We start from the raw sequence: 21,296 nt of genomic DNA on the forward strand, positions 1-21,296 counted from the left end.
GGCATGCAATCGAACCTGGGGCCCTGCGGGGCCCCTCATCATTCTTGGAGGAACGCGTATGGCGTCCACTAACCAGAATCTAGACGTAGTACTGCGGGTCAATACGACGGGCTTCCGTACCGCAATGGCGGAGGCCAGTCGCCTGGCGACGCAGAATCTCAAGACACTGCGCGCGGAGGCCGATCGGACGGCCGCCGCGCTTGCGCGCGTGCATGCGGCACCGGAGGGCGCAACCGGCAAGGCCGGGACAAAGGCAAAGGCCAACGTCGGCGGCGATGCCCTCGGCAGCGGTTTGAAGGAGCTGGGCAGCGGCCTGCTGACGGCCGCCGGTGGCCCATGGGGCATCGCCATCGCGTCGGTGCAGAAGCTGGGCGAAGCGTACCTGGACATGGTCAAGGCGTCCGAACGTGCGCGCAGCGAGTACAAGGAGCAGATGCAGTCGCTGCAGCAGATGTCGTTCTCGATGGACCAGGCCGGCCTGGGCATGGGAGCGGGCACGCTGCCCCTGGAGCAGGCGGTCGCCACGCTGCATGAGCAGGCCAAGGCGCTGCGCGAGCTGGAGGCACGCGAGAAGGCGCTGCAGGGCTCGGTCGTCCATTGGGAAGGTCGAGTGAGTTATGGCCAGCGATCAGGACGGGAAGGTGCGGGCCTGAGTGCAGCCTCGGACTACGCCGAGCTGGAGAAGGCCAAGGCGAACCTGGAAGCGTTCCAGGCGGAGGTCGCGCCGGTCCAGGAGAAGTTCCGGGGCCTGAAAGAAACGATCAGGGGCTCCCTTGACGAGAAGTTGTTCAATGCGATTGCCACGGCCATCCAGAACGTGGACAACCAGACGCTTGACCAGCTCATCGCGTCTCTGGGTGCGACGGAATGGAACGCATTGAAGGCAACCGATGCCTTCAACGGCATGCTGGGCGCCATGCGCGGAGAGGCGTGGCGGGACGAGGTCGAGTGGATCCGGCTGACCCGTGGCGAGTACGCGGCCTGGATGGCTGAACGCGGCGCGGAGATCAACGCAAGAGGCGGCCCGGACAAGATGGACCCGGTCCAGCGCGCCGAGTTCAACAGGGACGCCGCGCGCAAGAAGGCCGACATCGAACGCAAGGCCCAGTTCCGCGAACAGCAGCAGGCCGCCCACCAGTCGGTCAGGGGTGTGAACGAGCAGGCTGATGCGTACGCCGGGCTGATGGATCGCATCGAGAAGCAGATCGCCCAGGACCGGGTGCGCCAGAAGCTGAAGGAGGGGATGACAGAGGCGGAAAAGCTGCAGGTCACCCTCCTTGACGAGATGGAGCATGCCGAGAGGAAGCTCAGCGAGCAGAAGCAGCTGCGGGTGAAGGCCTCGCTGGATGCCGCGGTGGCCCTGGCCAAGGAGGCGGCAGCCGCTGAAGCGTCGAAGAAGGCGCAGCAGGACCTGCTGAAGCTGCAGCGGGAGCTCCAGCAGGCGGCGAATGTACAGCAGCGCGGCAATGACCAGGCACTGTTCGGCATCGGCCACGGCGCAGCGCGCGTGGATCGCATGCAGCGCCGTTCCGCACTGGATGAGGACCGGGACAATCGAAAGCGTGCGCTGGACGACGAGTCGCGTGGTGAAGACGGCAAGGTCATCGAGTCGGCCGGTTACAAGAGCAAGCTCGCCGAACTGGACGCATTCCATGCGGAGTCGTTGCAGCGTGAGGCTGATTTCCAGCAGGCGAAGCAGGCGCTTGAATCCGATTGGAGTGCCGGCGCCACCAAGGCGTTCGAAGACTATGCAGCGAGTGCGGCCAATCTGGCCGAGGCCAGTGGTGGGCTGTTCACCAACATGTTCTCGGGCATGGAGGAGAGTCTGGTGAGGTTTGCCCAGACTGGAAAGCTGTCGTTCTCGACGATGGCCAATTCCATCATCGCTGATCTGGCAAGGATTGCCGCCAAGCAGGCGATCGTGGGCATCTTCAACACGTTCTTCAACCAGCAGATTGGCCCGGTGAAGAAAGAGGCCATCGACATAGTGTATTCCGCCGGCGGCTATACCGGCCCGGGAGGCAAGTACGAGCCGGCCGGCATCGTCCACAAGGGCGAGGGCGTGCTCAGCCAGGAAGACATGGCTGCGCTCGGCGGCCCATCGGCATTCTTCGCCCTGCGCACGTCGCTGCGAACCGGCAATGGCCTGTCTGGTGGTGACAGCGGGGGTTATGTGCAGGTGCCGATCGCCCGTGCCGGCGAGGGTGGGATGAATGTGGAAATCAACAACTACGGCGAAAGCCGGGTCAACACCCGGGAAGAGCGGCAGCGCATGCCCGATGGCAGCGAAGTGCGGCGACTGGTGATCGACATCGTGGGCGACAGCCTCAACGGTGGTGAGCTGGGCGCCATTGGACGGGCCCGATACGGATGGACGGAGGCAGTGGGATGAGCAGTTGGCCAGAGTATGCAGAAATCCGCTTTGCGGATTACGGCGAGGAGATCGTCGCCTCGGAAGAACGGACCGAGATGGAGCGCGGCCCCAGCAAGATGCGCGCGCTCAACAGCCGGGTGATGAAGAACGTGTACGCCTCGGTGCAGTTCCGCACCGCGGCTGACGCCGAGGCATTCGAAGAGTGGTACCTGCACGATGTCGGTCGCGTCGGCTGGTTCACGATGGAGCACCCGCGGACCGGGCAGCCGATCAGCGCCCGCTTCCCGCAGGGCATCGGCCGCCTGGTGCCACTGAACACCCGGTTCCGCTTCTCCAAGCGCGATCTTGTACTGGAGTACATGCGATGAGTTCGTTCCATGAGCGCCGCCAGCGCCTGGCCGACCCCCAGGGACCGCTGATGCTGCTGGAAGTGTCGGCACCGTCGATGCCGGAGGTGCTGCGGATCGTCAACGACAACGTCAACTGGACCAGCAACGGCAGGGAGTTCATTGCCGCACCGTTCGGCTTCCAGCTTCCCGACGATGTCAGTGGACAGGCACCGCGCGCGCAGCTGGTGATCGACAACATCGGCCGCGCACTCACCGAGGACCTGGAAGGGCTGGCCCCCGGAGAGATGGTGACCGCACGGTTGATGCTGACCGATCGCGCCGATCCGGATGCCATCGAGGCCGAGTACGACCTGCCGATGACCCAGGTGTCGGTCAACACGCGCACGGTCAGTGCCCAGTGTGGTGTCGACTTCCTGATGCGCCAGCAGGCCGTGCTGCTGCATGCCAATCCGTTCACGTTGCCGGGAATCTTCTGATGCGCCTGGTCGACGTCGAGCGATGGGTGGGCATCCCCTATGACGAAGCGGCGTACGACTGCGCCGACCTGGTGATGCAGGTGCAGCGAGCGCTGTTCGCCCGTGAAGTGGCACTGCCCGGACGCCGGCCGCGCGGGCGGCGCGGCTCGGCCGGGCTGGGCGCATTGTCGCGCGCGCAGGCGGTACCTCGCGAGGGCCCTCCACAGGACGGCGACCTGGTACTGATGATCGAACGCGGACAACACAACCCCGGCCACGCCGGGGTTTTCTTTTTCCTGGCCCATGAGGGCTGGGTCTTGCACAGCAACGAAACGAACGGCTGCAGCGTGCTGCACCGCGTTCGTGACCTGCCCGGATTTGGGCTGAGGATCGAGGGATACTACGCATGGAACTGACACCACAACCGGCGGTCGACGGCCGCCTCATCATCACCCCGCACCCGGTGCTGCTGGATGGCCAGCGCAACGTGCCGGTCGACCTGCGCCCGGGTGAAAGCCTGTACGCGTTCCTCATGCGCCATGTAGACGGGCTCGATGGCCGCGCATGGCAGGTCTGCGTGGACGGGCTGGAGGTGCCGCGCGAGCAGTGGATGCAGGTGCGACCGCGCCATGGCCAGCTGATCGAAGTGCGCAGCGTGGTGGGCAAGGCCGTGATTCCGCTGGTGGCGATGATCGCGCTGACCTATTTCACCTTCGGCATCGGCACGCTGGTGGCCGGTTCCGCCTGGGGCGCAGGCGCCATCGCAGGCACGTACGGCACGCTGGCTGCATCCGCGGTCTACGTGGCCGGCAGCGTGCTGATCAACAAGGTTCTCACGCCGAAGCCACCCAAGCCCGGTGGTGGCGGTGTCGCCGACACTGCGTATTCCCTGGCAGCGCCGCGCAACCGTGTGCGCGCCTATGAACCGCTGGGCCTGCTGTTCGGTTCCACGCGCCTCGCTCCGGACCTGATCAGCCGCCCCTATACCTGGTTCGAGGGCGATGAGCAGTACGTCGGCCTGACCCTCAGCCCGGGCATCAACGTTGGCCGGGTAGAGGCCCTGCAGAACGGTGATTCGGCGCTGTCCAGCTACGAGGGCGTGCGCACCTGGTTCCGCGGCTTCCCGCAGATGCCTGACGAAGCGATTCCGCTGTACAGCAACGCCGATGTGATTGAAGGTGCGCAGCTGCTCGATACTGGCAGCGATGCCAAGCACGTGGCCAGCCCGTGGGTGGAACGCACCAGCTCCGCTGAATCACTGCGCCTGCAGGTGAACATCGAGTTCCGGCTGTGGGATACCACGTCCAAGGGCAAGGACAAGGACAACCGCGAGCAGATCCAGATCCAGTACCGGCCGGTCGGCGCCGATGCCTGGCAGTCGTTCGGCAATTACAGCGTAGTGGGGCGCACGCAGAAGGCGCGCCGCGTCAGCTACGGCCGCGACGTGGAGCTGGGCCAGTACGACGTGCGCGTGCGCGTGGCCGGGCAGAACACCGACGGCAGCGGCGCGCAGGCGAATTTCACCTGGACCACGCTGGTCAGCGTGCAGCGCGACGATGCCAGCCATGCCGGCATTCCTGCCATCGGCCTGCAGATGAAGGCGTCCGGTCAGCTCAACGGCACCCCGGATGAGATCCGTTGTGTGGCCCATGCGCGACCGATTCCGGTGTGGAAGGGTGAAGCGGCCGGCTGGGTGACCGAGGAAACCAGCAACCCGGGTGCGCAGATCCTGGCCTACGCGCGTGGCATCCATGATGAGAACGGTAAGCGCATCGCCGGCCTGGGCATGGCCGACCGGCGCATCGATATCGAAAGCCTGAAGGCCTTCATGCTGCATTGCGCGGACAACGCGCTGGGTTACGACTACTGGCTGACCGAGGTGCGCAGCCACCAGGCCGTGCTCGACGCCATCGCGCTGGCCGGCTTCGGCCAGGTGACCTGGGCCAAGGGCCGGCTCGGCGTGGCCTGGGCGGCTGACGAGCAGCCCCTTTCCGGCGTGGTCAACATGGCCACGATCAAGAAGGGCCAGTTCCAGGTGGACTACACCCTGGCCAATGCTGCCGACGGCATCGAGTACAGCTATCTGGACCGCCGCACCTGGAAGGCGGCGACGCTGCGCGTGCCGGCGCCGGGCGTGGAGGTGATGCTCAATCCGGCCAAGATCACCGGTGAGGGCGTCAGCTCCGAAGCCCATGCTGCGATGTTGGCGCGTTGGCATCTGGCGCAGAGCGTCTACCAATACAAGTCGATCAGCTACAGCACCGACATCGAGCATCTGGCCTACTCGCGGTTGTCAGTGCTGGCGTTGCAGCACGACCTGACCCAGTGGGGCTTCGGTGGCCGCCTGATTGGTGCCGCCGTCGACACTGCAGGCGTTGCCACGCTGCAACTGGACGAGACGGTCCCGGCACCTTCGCTGGGCAGTGCGTTCATCGGCCTGCGTATTCCAGGCGAACGTGTCTACCGCGTACTGCGCGTGGTTCCGGGCACGGAGCCGAGTGACAGGCTGGTGCTGGCCGATCCGTGGCCGGCAGATGCACCACTGCCGGGCCACAACGACGGCAATCCTGCACACGACACGATCTGGATCTACGACTTCAAGCAGACGCCGGGTACCCGCGTGCGCGTGACCGGCATCCGCCCGGAAGGTGACCTGAAGGGTGCCGCTGTGGAGGTGGTGCAGGAGGGGCCCGAGTTCTGGCACTACGTGCGGACCGGCCAATATGTGCCGCCGTCGAATGAATCCTCGCTGCAGACCCGGCCGGTGGCCAGCAATCTGAAGGTGGTCGAGCGCCAGGTCAGCCGCGGTGGCAGCATGCACACCGAGCTGCAGGCCAGCTTCGATATCAGTGGCCCGGCCGGCGAAACGCGGGTCCTGTCCGATCCAGACGGCAATGCTGCGCTGGAGGAAGTGGCTCGCACCACCACGCGGTCGGCGAGCTGGGCGATTCCCGGTGCGGGCACCTATCCGGTGGTCGTTCGTCCGTACAGCCCCGATGGCCGCGCCGGCGTTGCGGTGTCCACCCAGTACACCACGCTGGGTGCTGATGCGCCGCCGGTCCTGGTCGATCTGTTCGACATCGAAGAGCTCAGCGGTGGCGTGCGCCGCTATGTGTGGGGCTTCTCCAGCGACACCGTGCAGTCGGCTGATTTCGCCGGCGTGGAGATCCGTTATACCGCCGGCAGCATCGACAATCCGCTGTGGGAGCACATGACCCCGCTGGGCGATGCCGGTGGCTTCTTCACCTCCGCAATCGAAGCCGTACTGCCAGAGGCGGGCAGCTGGACGTTTGCCTGCCGCAGTCGCAACACCGCCGGCGTGCTGTCCGTCGGTGCCCGCTACCTGCGGCGCGCGCTGGGGCGTAACACCGGGCAGACGCTGGAGGGAATCGGCGGTGTGGTCGAATCGGTCAAGCAGGACCTGGGCAAGGAAATCAACGCCCGCATCGACAGCGACCTGGCCGCCGCCACCCGTGCCGCCGAGGCGCTGCGCAGCGAATCGCTGCGCCTGCAGGATCAGATCACCGCCAGCGCCCAACGGCTTGCCGGCCAGGCCGAACGGCTGGACCAGCAGGCCCTGGCGCTCAAGGCCAGCACCGATGGCCTGGCACGCGAAGTGTTGGACCGCGCCGCCGGCGATCTGAATACCCGCACCGAGCTGTCCACGGCGGTGACCCGCGAAACCAGCGAACGCCGGTCGGATGTGGAGAACCTCACCCGCATGGTGAGCCAGCTGTCGGCGGGCAGTGGCGTGCAGTTCGACAGCAAGCGCATCTGGTATTTCGACAGCAGCGTCGAAGGGTGGGGGGCGAACGGCGGCAGTCCAACGCTGGTGGAGGGCTGGCTGCGCCCGGCCAACCATGCCAGTGATGCCTTCGTGACCAGCCCGCGCGGCCAGGATGTCCAAGGCGCGGCGCATCGCTTCGTCAAGCTGCGCATCCGCAAGGTGGGCAATCCTGCCTGGGACGGGCGCCTGCTGTGGAACGGTCCCGGCCAGTCGTGGGACAACGCACGCATGGTGCAGTTCGCGGAGCCAAGCTATGACAGCAACGGCATCGCGACGCTGGATGTGGACAACATTCCGTGGAACGGTACCGTCGTCGACCAGATCCGCTTGGACCTGTCCAAGGCGCAGACCGACGCCCACTACTTCCTGCTGGACTGGGTGGCGATCGGTCGCCCGACGCCGGGTGCGTCGGTGGCCATGCTGCAGGACGAAGCCACTGCACGCGTCGCGGCAGACAGCAGCGAAGCGGGCCGGCGCGAGTCGCTGGCCGTGCAGATGCGCGGCAGCTACGAGGGCGGTGACCTGGCGGGGGTCAGCCAGGGCCTGATTGCGGCCGAGAAGACCGCGCGGCTGAGTGGCGACCAGGTCAACGCGCAGTCGATCCAGGCACTCCAGGCGCGCATGCCGGCAGGCACCGGCGCGCTGGCCACCAGTGCCAGTGTCAGCAGCCTGCAGCAGGCGATGGTGACCGCTGACACGGCACTGGGGCGGCGCGTGGACAGCCTCGATGCCACGATGGGGGACAAGATCGGATCCAGCGCCTTCAATGCACTGAAGACCGAAGTCGGGCAGCTCGATGGCCGGGTCACCAGCAGCAGCCAGGACCTGGTGCAACTGAAGAGTCGCATGGAAGCGGTGATGGGCGCGGGCAGCAACCTCGCGCTCAATGGCGACTTCAACCTGGGCGCTGGCACCGGGTGGACGTTCTTCAACACCACCGCAGCATCGGTGGTGCGCGAGGGGCGCGGCAACAGTCTGTGCTGGAAGGCGGAGCCCTACGCGGGGGGAAGCAGTACGGTGGTCAGCGCCGCGGTCAATGAGGGGCGCGTCATCGCCCTGACCGCCGGCCGTCGCTATCGAGTGTCGTGCTGGACGCGGACCAGCGAGGACTTCGACGGCACCGCCGACAACACCAAGCTGCGCGTCGCCGACCACAACGGAAACCTGATGGGTGGCGCCACGCAGTCGTTCCCGAAATCGGCTGACTGGGTCAAGACCGAGACCTTCGTGACGCTGTCGCCCACGGGCACGGTGCAGGGCATCAAGGTCACGATCAATCGCAATGGTACGGCCGGCACGTTGTGGCTGGACGATCTGTGGGTGGAGGATGTAACCGATGTCGACGCGAACGCTGCGGCGGTCAGTGGCCTGTCGACCAAGGTGGAACAGATCGATGGCAAGCTGAGCAGTGCCGCCGAGGACGTCACGCGGCTGGCCTCGGGCATCGGCAACATGGTGGGCTACAACATCATCGCCAACGCGCATATCGCCTCCTCACCCACGGGTGGTCCGCGCGCATCGGGTGTATACCGCGCCAATGGCAGCATCGTGCCTGGCATGGGCGCCAACCGGGGGCTGCGGGTCGGCATCATCAATGCGGACAACAGCATCACCGATACGGCGGTGTTCGATACCCATGGCAACCTGCAGAGCGAGTCGGCCCGTTTCAACACCTGGTACGACCAGACACTGAAGGACAACCAGTACTTCATTGCCTACACATCCGACGCAGTCGGGGCGATCAGCAGTGCCAGCAACACCGACACCGGCGGCCTGCGCACCCGCCTGCTGGATGCGGGCCTGTCACAGGAGAACCTGGCGGCCCTGTCGGGGTCGCGGATGCTGGTGATGATCGGGCGGCGCAGGAGCGGTGCCGGCGGTGGCAGGCAGATCCTGTCGCCCTTGCCGGAGACCGGCCGTACCGGCATGTGGGTGGAAATGACCGTCACCGTGCTCAATGGCGTGCCGACCGGATCGCAGGATTCGTCGATGCTCGATCGTGCGGCGCGGAGCAATGCGGAAGCATTGACTGGGCTGCGCACCGACGTCAGCAAGCTCGGTGCCGACCTGGTGTCCGCGGCCGACAGCCTGACCAGCCTGGCCGCGCGGGTGGAGACCTCGGTGACCAGCAGCGACAACGTGCTGCGCAACAGCTCCTTCGCTGGCAGTGCCGCCTGGTGGACATTGACCCGCACCGTGTCGGCCAACACCGTGGAGTGGGTGAAGGCATCGGGCCAGAGTGGTGACGCACTGTTGATGACGCATGGTCCCCAGGCCGGGCAGAACCCCTTCATCACGGCCAATGATGCGCGGTGGTTGCCGGTGGTTGCCGGCAGGTCGCGGCGGTACCGCCTGGTGATGATCGCCCGCGCCTTCGACAATGCGACGGCCACCCTGGTCTGCCGGCTGCGCGTGCGGACCAGCGGAGGGGGCGAAAGCCATGCCGACGTGACGCTGAACCTGTCCGATGCGGCCTGGAAAACCTACACGGCCGAATGGTCTGCCGCGCAGGATCGCAACGAGATCATGCCGCAGGTGCACCTGACCAACGCAGGCGGCAAGGTGCTGTTCGACCGGGTCGAGCTCTACGACATCACCGATGCGCAGGACATCGCCGGCAACGCGACAGCCATCGCCAACCTGCGCAGCGACGTAGTGCAGCTTGGTGATCGTGTCACCAGTAGTGCGTCCAGTGTGATCAAGCTGCAGTCGGACGTGCAATCGGTCCTCAATGGCAGCGACAGCCTGTTCCCGCTGGGTGCGTTCGAAACGTTCCAGGACGGCCAGCTGCTGGGCAGTGCGGCGGGCACGATCTACACCGCCCGCGCCGATGCACGCCGGACCGGCGAGCGCGGCCTGGATGTGAATGTCGCGGCCAATACCAGCCCGAACACCAATGCGGACATGTACTTCGGCCAGTGGACCCCCATCACCGGCAATCGCCGCATCTATGTGGAGTACTACGCACGCCTGCATCCGGACAGCATCCAGCCGACCGGTGGCTCGATCCGGGTGGGCTGGCAGACCACGAACGAAGCCAACGCGGAGAATTCGTGGCCCTTGCAGGCTTACGCACTGGCCTCGCTGCGCAAGGATGGTTGGACCAAGGTCAGCGGCTACATGAATACCGCCGCGTCTGCGGCGAAGTGGCGGATGCTGGTCAGCATCCCGGGTGGAAGCGGTGCGCGCGAGGTGGGCGTGCGCGTGCAGGTGGATGACATCCGCATGATCGATGTCACCGACGCCTACGCCGCGCAGCAGAGCGCCGCTGCCACGGCCACTGCAGTGACCGCGCTGACCACCAGGGTTGATCAGCAGGGGACGAAGGTCGATGCGCAGGCACAGCAGATCACCGACCTGTCCAGTGGGCTGAAGGGCGTACTCAACACCGGCAGCGGCCTGCTGCCCAATCCCGACTTCGCCGAAGGGCTGGGTGGCTGGACGGCATCGGCGGCCGCCAATGGCGCGGTGTGGAGCACGGTCAACGGTGATGGACGCCCAGGTGTGCTGCTCAACCGCTACACGAACGTGAATCCGACCCTGCAGGCCAACGGTGGCAAATGGGTGCCGATCAACGGCGCGCGCCGCCTGCGGGTGATCGTCCGCGCCTGCGGTGCTGGCGGTGCCAACAATCTGCTGGTGCGGATCTATCGCAAGAATGCGGCCGGCCAGCAGTCCTACCAGGATCTGCGTGCGGTGTTCGCAGTGGAGGCGTTCGAGACCCGATCGTTCGACTTCGATGCCTTCAACAGCGGCATCGATGCCTGGCGTTTGAACATCTATGTTCACCCCGACAACGGCCAGGTGCGGGTGGACAGCGTCCAGGTCTACGACATCACCGACCAGGTGGCCAACGATGCCAATGCCTCGGCCATCAGTGGACTGAGCACCTCGGTAAGCCAGCAGGGCAGCAAGCTGGACACCACGGCGCGTGACCTGACCCAGCTCAAGACCCAGGTGGGCGACGTCTCCGCCAGCGGCTTCTCGCAGCTGAAGAGCCAGGTCAGCCAGCAGGGTACGCAGCTGACCGCACTGTCCGGGCGGGTCGACGGCGTGCAGGCCTCACTGGGCGGCAAGGCGGACGCTGCCGTAGTGACCAGCATGCAGGCGCAGGTCAAGAACCTGGGCGCCGGCGGCAACCTGCTGATGAACACCACGTTCCCCTTCTGGCAGCGCTCGGGGTGGGGCTGGGGAAGCAATCCGAACGGCCGCTGGTCCGAGCTGGGCAATCCCACCGGCGATGACAGCTGGCATCCGAAGGGAATTTTCGGGCTGGGCGCGGTGACGCCCGGCGTCGTCGCAGCAGGCGAAATGGCGTGGTGGGGAACCGAGTACGACATCGCCATCGAGGGCGGCAAGACCTATTGCGCGTCCGCCTGGATCAATACCCATCGCGTTGAAGCCAAGCTGGAGATGACCTTCTTCGATGCGGCCGGCAATCACCTGGGGCTGGTGCACAGCCCCGGCGTGAGAAGCGATACCGGAACGCCGATCACGCTCGACCGCTTGTCGCGGGCGTTCTTGATCACCAAGGCACCGGCAAACGCAGCCTTCGCATACTTCCGCGTCATCGTGATCGGTACCGGTGGAGACACGCCCTATTTCTGGATGTTCCGCCCAATGCTGAGCCAGGTGGATGCGTCGGCAACCGCCCCCCCCACCTGGTCGGCCGGAGGCACCGAGTCTTCCGCGCAATGGTCGGTGAACGTTCGTGCCGATGGCCGGGTCGGCGGCGTGCAGCTGGCATCCAGTGGCCAGGTTTCGCGTTTCGATGTGGTGGCCGATGCGTTCAGTGTCAGTGCGCCCGGTGGCGGGCGCCGCACCGAGTACAGCGATGGCAACTGGCGGGTCTATGACGAAGCCGGACGCCTGCGTGTGCGCATGGGCGTGTGGTGAACCGCGCGCCTGCCCCTCGCGGTGGGTGCCCTGCATGAAAACCGTTCGGGCCGCCGGTGGATGCGGCCCATTTTTTTTGGAGATCCAACATGAAGTTCAACGCACGTCTCGTCCTGCTGACCCGCGCAGTGGAGCAGTCGGGGGTGGTCAATCTGCATTTCCGGCCGGAGGGCGACAACCTTCTTCCGCAGATGGTGATCCCGGTATCGCCGCTGGATGCGTACGCCTTGAAGTTTGGCGCGCTGTACCGCTTTGAAGCGATCGAGGTGGACGAAGCGCTGCCCATTGAAGCGGCCGCTGGCTGAGACCGGGCGGTTGTCAGGCGGCGGGTTGCCGCCGCCCGTTTCAGGGGGCCGCCTGCGGCCCCGTGTTTTCAAGGAGAATGAAAAATGCCCGCGGGATTGCAGACATGGGACGCTGCCGGCCAGCCGGAGATCGACCTGGCTACTCGCGTTTTCCGCACGTTGCAGGTTATTCCCATCGGCATGGGACCAGGGCAGATCGAGGTCAATGCCAGCGGCCAGGGCACGATACGCGCCTTCATCAATGCCGGTGGATTCACCGGAAGCTCAAGTTCCAGGAGGGTCGTCACGATCAGTGGCAACCGGGTTTCCTGGTCCGCCGGCGACGGCGCCTATCTCTATCTTGTGGCCTGGTGATGGCGTACTTCCAAACAACCCTCGACGATGGCAATGGCATCCAGATCAGCGATGATTTCTCGTGCCTGCGGCTGGTGGATTACGAGCCCAGGTGGCCACAGGTCCATCTGGTCGCGAGCAGTCATGACCGCAGCTACCACTTTGCCGATGATCGTGTGATTCCCACAGAGGCCCGTGCAGGCCTGCAGGTATTCAACGACGCCGGGCAATGTGCGTTCTGGTCCGGCTTCAAGTACGCGCGTGTGGTCGAGCTGATCGAGTACACGAACTCCTACGATTGGATCTATCGGATCATTCCAGTACCCGCCGGTCGAAAGTATGCTGTCGCGTTCCTGGTGGCGCCCTGGCAGGAGCTGGTCGAGAACCAGAGCGTGCACGGTGGATGGCAGGCCCGATGGATGACGCGCAATGCCGGTGTGATCTCCGGTGACAGCAGTCACCTGAAGCTGGGTTTCATCAATGGCATCTGGAGCGACTGGTCGATGATGTTCGAGACGCCGCAGCCGGGGCGGCCGGACTTCCGCGACCTGGTTGCGGTGGTGCTGGACGTGACCGGGTACTGACCCTTCACGGGCCAGGCGCCGCAGGCGGGAGCGGCGATTCAGGGCGCTGGCCCGAACCCCGGTATACTGGCGCCCTTTCAGGCCCCGGCCCCCAGGAACCCCTGCCATGCCGGCAGGGGCCCAGGCCCCCAGAGTCCCGCGATTCCATGTCCCAGCTGAACCCCAAAGTCGGCTTCGTCAGCCTTGGCTGCCCGAAGGCCCTCGTCGATTCCGAGCGCATCCTCACCCAGCTCCGCTCGGAGGGATACGACATCGTCCCGTCCTACGATTCGGCCGACGTGGTGGTGGTCAATACCTGTGGCTTCATCGATTCGGCGGTGACCGAGTCGCTGGATGCCATTGGCGAGGCGATGAACCAGAACGGCAAGGTCATCGTCACCGGTTGCCTGGGCAAGCGCCCGGAGCAGATCCGCGAGGCGTACCCCAACGTGCTGGCGGTGTCCGGCCCGCAGGATTACCAGAGCGTGATGGAAGCGGTGCACGAAGCGCTGCCGCCCAAGCACGATCCGTTCGTGGACCTGGTGCCCGACTACGGTATCAAGCTGACGCCGCGCCATTACGCCTACCTGAAGATTTCCGAAGGCTGCAACCACAAGTGCAGCTTCTGCATCATTCCGTCGATGCGCGGCAAGCTGGTCTCGCGCCCGGTCGACGAGGTGCTGCGTGAAGCCGAGCGCCTGGTGCGCGGTGGCGTGCGTGAGCTGCTGGTGGTTTCGCAGGACACCTCGGCCTACGGCGTGGACGTGAAGTACGCCGAGAAGATGTGGCGCGACAAGGCCTACCAGACCCGCCTGAAGGCGCTGTGCGAAGGCCTGTCCGAGCTGGATGCGTGGGTGCGCATGCACTACGTCTACCCGTATCCGCACGTGGACGAAGTAGTGCCGCTGATGGCCGAGAACCGGATCCTGCCGTACCTGGACATCCCGTTCCAGCACGCCAGCCCGCGCATCCTGCGCCTGATGAAGCGTCCGGGCGCGGTCGAGAAGACCCTGGAACGCGTGCAGAACTGGCGCCGCATTGCGCCGGACATCACCGTGCGTTCGACCTTCATCGTCGGCTTCCCGGGCGAGACCGAGGCCGAGTTCGAAGAGCTGCTGTCGTTCCTCGACGAAGCGCAGCTGGACCGCGTGGGCGCGTTTGCCTATTCGCCGGTTGAGGGTGCCACCGCCAACGATCTGCCCGATGCTGTGCCGGAGGAAGTGAAGCAGGAACGCCTGGCCCGCTTCATGGAGAAGCAGGCGCAGATTTCCGCCGCACGCCTGGAGGCCAAGATCGGTACCGTGCAGCAGTGCCTGGTCGATGCCATCGAAGGTGATATCGCCGTGGCCCGCTCCAAGGCGGATGCGCCGGAGATCGATGGCCTGGTGCATATCCAGAATGCCGACCAGGTGCCGCTGCGCGTGGGCGAGTTCGTCGACGTGGAAATCACCGAGAGCGACGAGCACGACCTGTACGGTGACGCGCTGCCCGCCGCTACCCGCCCGGCGTTCGATCTCAAGATGCTGTGACCGCAGCGACGACCGCCGCCGGTGACGGGGGCGGCGTCCGCCGCTTCGTACCGCCGCCACGTGCGGCGGTCGATCCGCAGGTGTTCGGGCAGCCGCTGTTCGCCGGGCTGCAGGACGTCCGTGATCTGCTGGTTGGCCCCGATTGGCCGTCCATCGCGGCACTTGACGCACGCCTGTCCCTGCCGGGTTGGCAGCTGGTCGAACAGGATGCCGCGCTGCTGGCCGATGGCCTGCACTACGAGGCCCGCATCGCGCAGGGGCGCATCGCCACCCGTGCCGACAACTGGCATGACCTGTTCAATGCACTGGTGTGGGCATCCCACCCGCAACTGAAGCGGGCACTCAACGTGCAGCAATGTCGGCATATCGAGGCCATGCCACCCGGACAGCGCAACCGCGCGCAGGCCGCCTTGACCCAGTTCGACGAAACCGGCGTGATTGTCCGTGTGCGCGATGACACATTGCTGCGCGCGTGGGATGGGCATGACTGGCCTGCGTTGTTCGAGCCAACGCGTTGGCAGGGCGGTGACATCGCCATTGCCGCGGTATTCGGGCATGCGCTGATGGAACAGGCGCTGTTGCCGGGGCGATTGCTGGTCGGCAAGTGCGTGGTGGTGCAGGGTGATGCCGATGCTGCCTGCGTTGACGCGGTGACCGCGGCCATTGCCGAGGGCAGGGCAGTGACCGATCCGCTGCAGCTGCGGCCCCTGCCATTGGCCGGTATTCCCGGCTGGCACGACGTGCAGGATTCCGCCTTCTATCGCAATGCCGACTATTTCCGCCCGCTGCGTGCAGGACGCGCGTACCCGCCGCCGTTATTGCTTCCGTAGCGTCGAGCGATGCTCGACGCTACACAGGCTCGTACTCCACCCCGATCACCGCAAAGGTGAACTGGCCGCCGGGCAGCTCTACCGAAAACTCATCGTCCAGCCGCTTCTTCAGCAGCGCACGCGCCAGGGGGGAATCGATGCTGATCCAGCCCAGCCCGGCATCGGTCTCATCCGGCCCGACAATGCGATAGCGGCTGGTGTCGCCGCTGTCCACGTTCTCCAGTTCCACCCATGCGCCGAAGAACACCGCCCGCGGATCGGTTGGCGTGGTATCGACCACGCGCAGCGATTCCAGCCGCTTGGTCAGGTAGCGCACGCGGCGGTCGATCTCGCCCAGTTGCTTCTTGCGGTAGGTGTACTCGGCGTTCTCGGAACGGTCGCCCTCTGCGGCAGCGGCGGCCAGCGCCTTCACCACTTCCGGGCGGCGCACGCGCCATAGCTCATCCAGTTCGGCCTTCAGTCGCGCATGCCCGGAGGCGGTGATCAGGGCGGTGCTTTTCTCTGCAGGGGGGCGCCAACGGGACATGCAATACGACTTCTTTTCTGGATGACGAACGGGGAAGCGGGGTCGGGGCCCTTCCTGGCGGGAGGGCTGCGACCCCAGGGTCAGATCCCTTTCCAGCGGAAAGGGCTCTGACCCGGGTAGTGGCAGCTCAACGCTTGCCGCCGAAGATGCCACCGAGGATGCCGCGCACGATCTGGTTGCCCAGCTTGGTGCCGACGGTACGCGTGGTCTGCTTGGCCATGGTTTCGATCATGCCCTGGCGGCGCTTGGTGCCGAAAATCGCATCCTTGATCGCCTGGCCGAAACCGCCTTCCTGCGCTTCGTCCTGCTCGCGGCTGCGCGCGGCCGGCGCCTGCGCCTGTTCGACGGTCTTCTGTGCGCGCTGGGCCAGCAGTTCGGCGGCCGACTCGCGGTTGATCGCGGTGTCGTAGCGGCTGCCGACCGGGCTGCCGGCACGCACCTGGGCACGCTCGGCGTCGGTGATCGGCCCCATCCGGCAGCGCGGCGGCGCGATCATCGTCTGCTGTACCGGCATCGGTACGCCCTTGTCCTGCAGCGTGGAGACCAGGGCCTCGCCGGTGCCGAGCTGGCTCAGTACCTTGGCCACGTCCAGCTTCGGATTTGGTACGAAGGTTTCGGCCGCGGTCTTCACCGCCTTCTGGTCGCGCGGGGTGAACGCACGCAGCGCATGCTGCACGCGGTTGCCGAGCTGGCCGAGGATGTTGCCCGGCACGTCGTCGGGGAACTGCGAGCAGAAGTACACGCCCACGCCCTTGGAACGGATCAGGCGCACCACCTGTTCGATGCGCTGCACCAGCGACGGCGGTGCATCGTCGAACAGCAGGTGCGCCTCGTCGAAGATGAAGACCAGCTTCGGCTTGTCCAGGTCGCCCACTTCCGGCAGCTGCTCGAACAGCTCCGACAGCAGCCACAGCAGGAAGGTGGAGTACAGCTTGGGCTTGAGTACCAGCTGGTCGGCGGCGAGGATGCCGATCACGCCGCGGCCGTCGTGGTTGACCCGCATGATGTCGGCCAGCTCCAGCGCAGGTTCGCCGAAGAAATTCTCGCCGCCGTCCTGTGCCAGGCGCAGCACCGAACGCTGGATCGCGGCGATCGACTGCGCACTGACCAGGCCGTACTCGGTGGAGATGTCCTTGCGCTCCTCGGCGACCAGGCCGAGCAGGGCGCGCAGGTCGTCCATGTCCAGCAGCAGCAGGCCGCGATCGTCGGCCAGCTTGAACACGATATCGAGCACCCCGGCCTGGGTGTCGTTCAACTCGAGAATGCGCGACAGCAGGGTCGGGCCCATTTCGCTGACGGTGGTGCGCACCGGGTGGCCCAGCTTGCCGTACAGGTCCCAGAAGATGGTGGGGCTGGCGGCCGGCGCATAGTCGGCCACGCCGATCTCGGCGGCGCGCTGGAGCAGGTTCTCGGCGCCGCTGCCGGGCACGGCCAGGCCGGAGACATCGCCCTTCACATCGGCCAGGAACACCGGCACGCCCAGTCGCGAGAAGCCCTCGGCCAGCGTCATCAGGGTCACGGTCTTGCCGGTACCGGTGGCGCCGGCCACCAGGCCGTGGCGGTTGCCGAGTTTCGGCAGCAGGGTGACGGCAATATCGTCGGTAATGCCTTTGCCGAGCAGAATCGGATCCATGGTCCAGCCCTTGTGATGAATAGCCCAATGTTAACCGCCGGCAGTGACGGTCCGAAGGTCGGCTTGCCCGGACCTTGGCGGCGCCGCTACTCTGCCTGCCTGTTTCGCACACAGTGCCATCAATGCCCGTTCCTGTCCTGATTTCCCGTGGTTGGCCGCTGCTGGCCCTGGCCGGCCTGGTTTCCCTGGCGCCCGACGCCCATGCACAGCGGGTTTCGGCCCGGGACAAGGTGAAGGTGGATGCGCTGCAGCAGCGCATGACCGCCGCCGAAAAGCGCTACAGCGACGCCCTGCTGCTGGTCGCCAATGCCGATCCCAAGGGCAGCAACGAGGCCGATGCCGCGCTGGAGGACATGGAAGATGTCCTCAACGACTGCGTGAAGCAGAAGGGCTGCCAGATGGGCACCCTGCTGGCCAGCTACAAGCGCCTGCTCAAGCACGACGCTGATGCGGCCGCCAGCGATGACGTGGCCGACGAGGGCGGTGACCGCCTGGAAGCCGACCCCGACCACATCGGCCCGCTGACCGCGGACGTGCCCGAGGCCGCGCGCGCAGCCGCGCTGTTGAACGACAAGCGGCACGCCTTCGACAGCATGGTCGAGTACAACCCGGCAGTGCAGGCCGGCATCCGTCGCTGGCTGACCGACATGCGCCCGGCGCTGCTGACCAGCTACGAGAATTACCAGAACCTGCGCGCGGTGATGTGGCCGGAGTGGGAGAAGCGTGGCCTGCCCGAGGCACTGCTGTTCGGCATCATGGCCAAGGAATCCAACGGTCGCGTGCATGCCTCCTCGCGTGCCGGCGCCGCCGGCCTGATGCAGTTCATGCCGGCCACCGGCCGCCGCTTCGGCCTCGGCCCGGACGGCACCGGCTTCGATACCCGATTCGACGCACGCAGCGCGGCCGAGGCCAGCGCCAGCTACCTCAACGAGCGCCTGCGCGAACTGAACAACAACGTGGAAATGTCGGTGGCTGCCTACAACGGTGGCGAAGGCCGTGCCGCACGCGTGTTCAAGCAGAGCGCCGGCCAGAGCTTCTGGACCGACAGCGTCTACAACCAGTTCCCGGGCGAGACCAAGGACTATGTGCCGATGGTGATCGCTGCGGCCTGGATCTTCCTGCACCCGCAGCAGTACGGCGTGGAGTTCCCGAAGATCAGCGCGCAGCCGGCCACGCTGCGCCTGGCCAAGTCCACCACCATCTACGAACTGACCATCTGCCTGGGCAGCCACGGCACCCGTGATGGCTACATGCGCGCGCTGCGCAACCTCAACCCGCGCTATGAAGCCGATGGCTGGATTCCGGCCGGCACCCTGATCAACGCCACCACCCGCATCGCCGGCCTGTACCAGCGCAACTGCGTCAGTGGCCCGCGTGCCGACCTGGCCCGCACCCTGATCACCGCCGATCTGAACGCGGCGATCAAGCGCCCGACCGCGGCCAGCTACACCGGCAGCGTGGCGGTGGGCGGTGTGGTACCGGTGGCCGATGCCGCTGCATCCACCAGTGTGCCGACCACGCCGGTGGCGGCGGTGGCAACGCCCCGCCCGGCGCCGGCCGCGCGCCCGAAGCCGGTGCGCAGCCACAAGGTGGGCAAGGGCGAGACCCTGGGCGCCATCGCGGCGAAGTTCCAGTGCGACGTGCCGACCCTGGCCCGTGCGAACGGCCTGAAGGCCCCTGCCTACAGCCTGCGCCACGGCCAGACGCTGAAGCTGCAGGGCTGCGACAAGTAATCCCCCCGACCCCTGGAACCCGCATGGACCTCGAAGCCACCCGCAACCTGTTCGCCAACCTCCGCGAAAACACCGACTGGGACATCAACGGCCCGTTGCTGTGGGGGTATTTCTTCGTCCACTCCAGCGCCGAGCCGCTGCAGGCACTGGCGGACCACCTGCAGGCGCAGGGCTATGCCTTCGTGGAACTGTTCGAGCAGGAGCCGGAAGAGGGCGACGCGCCGTTCCACGTGCTGCACGTGGAGCGCGTGGAGATCCACGACGAAGCCTCGCTGGACCGTCGCAACCAGGAATTCGCGGCGCTGGCCGCGGAGAAGGGCGTGGAAGACTACGACGGCATGGACGTCGGCCCGGCCCCGGCCCTGCAGTAACGCGAAAAAGGGGACGGAGGGGATTAAGTCGTTTATGCATAAACGACTTAATCCCCTCCGTCCCCTTTTTGTCAGCGCAGCTTCGCCAGCGCCTGGCCCAGCTGCACCGGGCTTTCGGCGCCCAGCTGCGGGGCGAACTCGGCCACGCCGGGCGGCAGCAGCACGATCACGGTCGAACCGTAGTTGAAACGTGCCATTTCGGCGAAACGCTCCAGCTTGATGCCCTGGCCGCGGTAGTCCTTGCGGGTGATGCGATCACCGTAGGCCGGGATCTCCTCGCCGCTCCACACGGTTTCCACGCCGGACACCAGCAGCGCACCGACCATCACACTGACCATCGGGCCGAAGCTGGTGTCGAAGTGGCAGACCAGGCGCTCGTTGCGCGCGAACAGGCGCGGTACGCCGTTGACGGCGGCCGGGCCGACGCTGAACAGGCGCCCCGGCACGTGCACCGTCTCGCGCAGGGTGCCGGTCCACGGCATGTGCACGCGGTGGTAATCGCGCGGGGACAGGTACACGGTGGCGTACAGGCCATCGTTGTACGGCTTGGCATCCTCGTCACTGCCCAGCAGCTCGGCGGCGGTGAACGACTGGCCCTTGGCCTGGAAAATGCGGCCGGCCTCGATCCTGCCGAGCTGGCTGATGCGGCCGTCGGCCGGCATCACCAGGCTGCGCGGATCGGCATCGGCCGCGCGCGCGCCCGGCTTCAGTGCGCGGGTGAAGAACTGATTGAAGGTCGCATAGCTGCGCGGGTCCGGGTTGGCCGCTTCGTCCAGGTTGACGTTGAACTTGCGGGTGACCGTGTCGATCAGCCAGCGCGACACGCGCGGATCGTCCGAGTACGCCAGCGAGCGCGCCATCGAGGACAGCAGGCGATGGGGCAGGGCGTACGTCAGGGCGGTGGTGAGGCTCATGGGGCGGTTTTCTCGGTCAGCTTCTGCAGGTCGCGGGCAATCGCCGGCGCGTTGAACGGGGGGCGCACCAGGCCGGCAAGACGGCCCTGCGGGTCGAGCACGGCCAGGCTGGCCGAATGCTCGACGGTGTAGTCCTCGGGGTTCTCGTCGAAATGCTTGCCCGGCACTTTCTGGAACACGAAGCCCAGCGAGGTGGCGAAGCGCTCCAGCGAGGGGATATCGGCGGTGGCGGCCAGGGTGTCCTTGTGGAAGCCGTGCACGTACTCGCCCAGGCGGGTGGCGCTGTCGCGGTCCGGGTCGACCGAGATGAACAGCACGCGCGGGCGCAGGCCATCGGGCAGAGCCTCCCACTGGTTCTGCGCGCCGGCCAGCTCGGCCAGCGTGGTCGGGCAGACGTCGGGGCAGAAGGTGAAGCCCAGGAACACCAGGGTCCAGTGGCCCTTCAGTTCGCCCGGGATCAGGCGGGTGCCATCGGACTGGGCCAGGTTGAAGTCGGGCAGTTCACGCGGGTGCGGGTACAGGGTGATCGCTTCGGTGGCCGGGGCGTTGGCCGGCGGCTTCGGCGCGAACACCTGCTGGGCGGCCAGCAGGCCAAGCCCCGCCGCCAGGGCGATCAGCAGGATGATGCCGGCGTTGCGATTGAACATGGGGGCTCCCGCGCGAAATGGGCTCCATCATACCGGCTGCGGCCCGATCG

16 protein-coding genes are annotated in these 21,296 nt (G+C 66.3%); 12 read left to right on the forward strand and 4 right to left on the reverse strand.

Annotation, left to right across the window (positions count from 1 at the left end; genetic code table 11):
• Positions 1–58: 58 nt before the first annotated feature.
• The 10 genes from BKE09_RS18095 to BKE09_RS18140 all read left to right on the forward strand — a co-directional run bounded on the left by BKE09_RS18095 (position 59) and on the right by BKE09_RS18140 (position 15,422).
• Positions 59–2,392 carry a phage tail tape measure C-terminal domain-containing protein gene (locus tag BKE09_RS18095; protein WP_075677065.1) on the forward strand — a complete coding sequence of 778 codons (2,334 nt, stop codon included), beginning with the start codon at positions 59–61 and terminating at the stop codon, positions 2,390–2,392.
• On the forward strand, positions 2,389–2,742 hold the full coding sequence (locus BKE09_RS18100; protein ID WP_014037988.1) for a hypothetical protein: 354 nt from the start codon (positions 2,389–2,391) through the stop codon (positions 2,740–2,742). The genes BKE09_RS18095 and BKE09_RS18100 overlap by 4 nt, the downstream gene beginning before the upstream one ends.
• Positions 2,739–3,200, forward strand: a complete 462-nt coding sequence (locus BKE09_RS18105) for a DUF1833 family protein (RefSeq protein ID WP_075677067.1) — start codon at positions 2,739–2,741, stop codon at positions 3,198–3,200. Before BKE09_RS18100 ends, BKE09_RS18105 begins: the two co-directional genes overlap by 4 nt.
• Positions 3,200–3,595, forward strand: coding sequence for a hypothetical protein (locus BKE09_RS18110; protein WP_075677069.1), 396 nt, complete (start codon positions 3,200–3,202; stop codon positions 3,593–3,595). Before BKE09_RS18105 ends, BKE09_RS18110 begins: the two co-directional genes overlap by 1 nt.
• Entirely contained in the window at positions 3,586–11,862 is an 8,277-nt protein-coding gene (locus tag BKE09_RS18115; RefSeq protein WP_075677071.1) for a host specificity factor TipJ family phage tail protein, read from the forward strand. Before BKE09_RS18110 ends, BKE09_RS18115 begins: the two co-directional genes overlap by 10 nt.
• 89 nt (positions 11,863–11,951) lie before the next feature.
• Positions 11,952–12,167 carry a hypothetical protein gene (locus BKE09_RS18120; RefSeq protein ID WP_075677073.1) on the forward strand — a complete coding sequence of 72 codons (216 nt, stop codon included), beginning with the start codon at positions 11,952–11,954 and terminating at the stop codon, positions 12,165–12,167.
• Positions 12,168–12,251: 84 nt separating this feature from the next.
• Entirely contained in the window at positions 12,252–12,521 is a 270-nt protein-coding gene (locus tag BKE09_RS18125; protein WP_075677075.1) for a hypothetical protein, read from the forward strand.
• On the forward strand, positions 12,521–13,084 hold the full coding sequence (locus BKE09_RS18130) for a hypothetical protein (protein ID WP_075677077.1): 564 nt from the start codon (positions 12,521–12,523) through the stop codon (positions 13,082–13,084). The genes BKE09_RS18125 and BKE09_RS18130 overlap by 1 nt, the downstream gene beginning before the upstream one ends.
• 146 nt (positions 13,085–13,230) lie before the next feature.
• Entirely contained in the window at positions 13,231–14,592 is a 1,362-nt protein-coding gene (gene rimO / locus BKE09_RS18135) for a 30S ribosomal protein S12 methylthiotransferase RimO (protein WP_049436796.1), read from the forward strand.
• Entirely contained in the window at positions 14,589–15,422 is an 834-nt protein-coding gene (locus BKE09_RS18140) for a DUF3025 domain-containing protein (RefSeq protein WP_075677079.1), read from the forward strand. Before rimO ends, BKE09_RS18140 begins: the two co-directional genes overlap by 4 nt.
• Positions 15,423–15,441: 19 nt before the next feature.
• Here BKE09_RS18140 and greB read toward each other — a convergent pair whose 3' ends face one another.
• Together greB and BKE09_RS18150 are read right to left on the reverse strand one after the other, a co-directional pair.
• Complete coding sequence (greB, locus tag BKE09_RS18145; RefSeq protein WP_075677081.1) at positions 15,442–15,948, reverse strand: transcription elongation factor GreB; 507 nt, start codon at positions 15,946–15,948, stop codon at positions 15,442–15,444.
• Between the two features lie 127 nt (positions 15,949–16,075).
• Positions 16,076–17,581 (reverse strand): helicase HerA-like domain-containing protein, encoded by a 1,506-nt coding sequence (locus tag BKE09_RS18150; RefSeq protein ID WP_075677083.1) that lies wholly within the window; start codon positions 17,579–17,581, stop codon positions 16,076–16,078.
• A 122-nt stretch (positions 17,582–17,703) separates the two neighbouring features.
• Here BKE09_RS18150 and BKE09_RS18155 point away from each other — a divergent pair, with 122 nt between their 5' ends.
• Positions 17,704–19,314, forward strand: coding sequence for a transglycosylase SLT domain-containing protein (locus BKE09_RS18155; protein WP_075677085.1), 1,611 nt, complete (start codon positions 17,704–17,706; stop codon positions 19,312–19,314).
• A gap of 23 nt (positions 19,315–19,337) precedes the next feature.
• The gene (locus BKE09_RS18160; RefSeq protein ID WP_014037978.1) at positions 19,338–19,685 is read left to right on the forward strand and encodes a ribonuclease E inhibitor RraB; all 348 of its coding nucleotides are present in this window, start codon (positions 19,338–19,340) and stop codon (positions 19,683–19,685) included.
• Between the two features lie 71 nt (positions 19,686–19,756).
• On the opposite strand, the gene asd is transcribed toward BKE09_RS18160, so the two are convergent.
• Positions 19,757–20,599, reverse strand: a complete 843-nt coding sequence (gene asd, locus BKE09_RS18165; RefSeq protein WP_075677087.1) for an archaetidylserine decarboxylase — start codon at positions 20,597–20,599, stop codon at positions 19,757–19,759.
• A complete protein-coding gene (locus BKE09_RS18170) occupies positions 20,596–21,246 on the reverse strand; it encodes an SCO family protein (RefSeq protein WP_075677089.1) in 651 nt (216 codons plus the stop codon). Before BKE09_RS18170 ends, asd begins: the two co-directional genes overlap by 4 nt.
• Positions 21,247–21,296 lie beyond the last annotated feature (50 nt).

The sequence above is a fragment of the Stenotrophomonas sp. TD3 genome, assembly GCF_001939825.1.
Taxonomy (GTDB): domain Bacteria; phylum Pseudomonadota; class Gammaproteobacteria; order Xanthomonadales; family Xanthomonadaceae; genus Stenotrophomonas.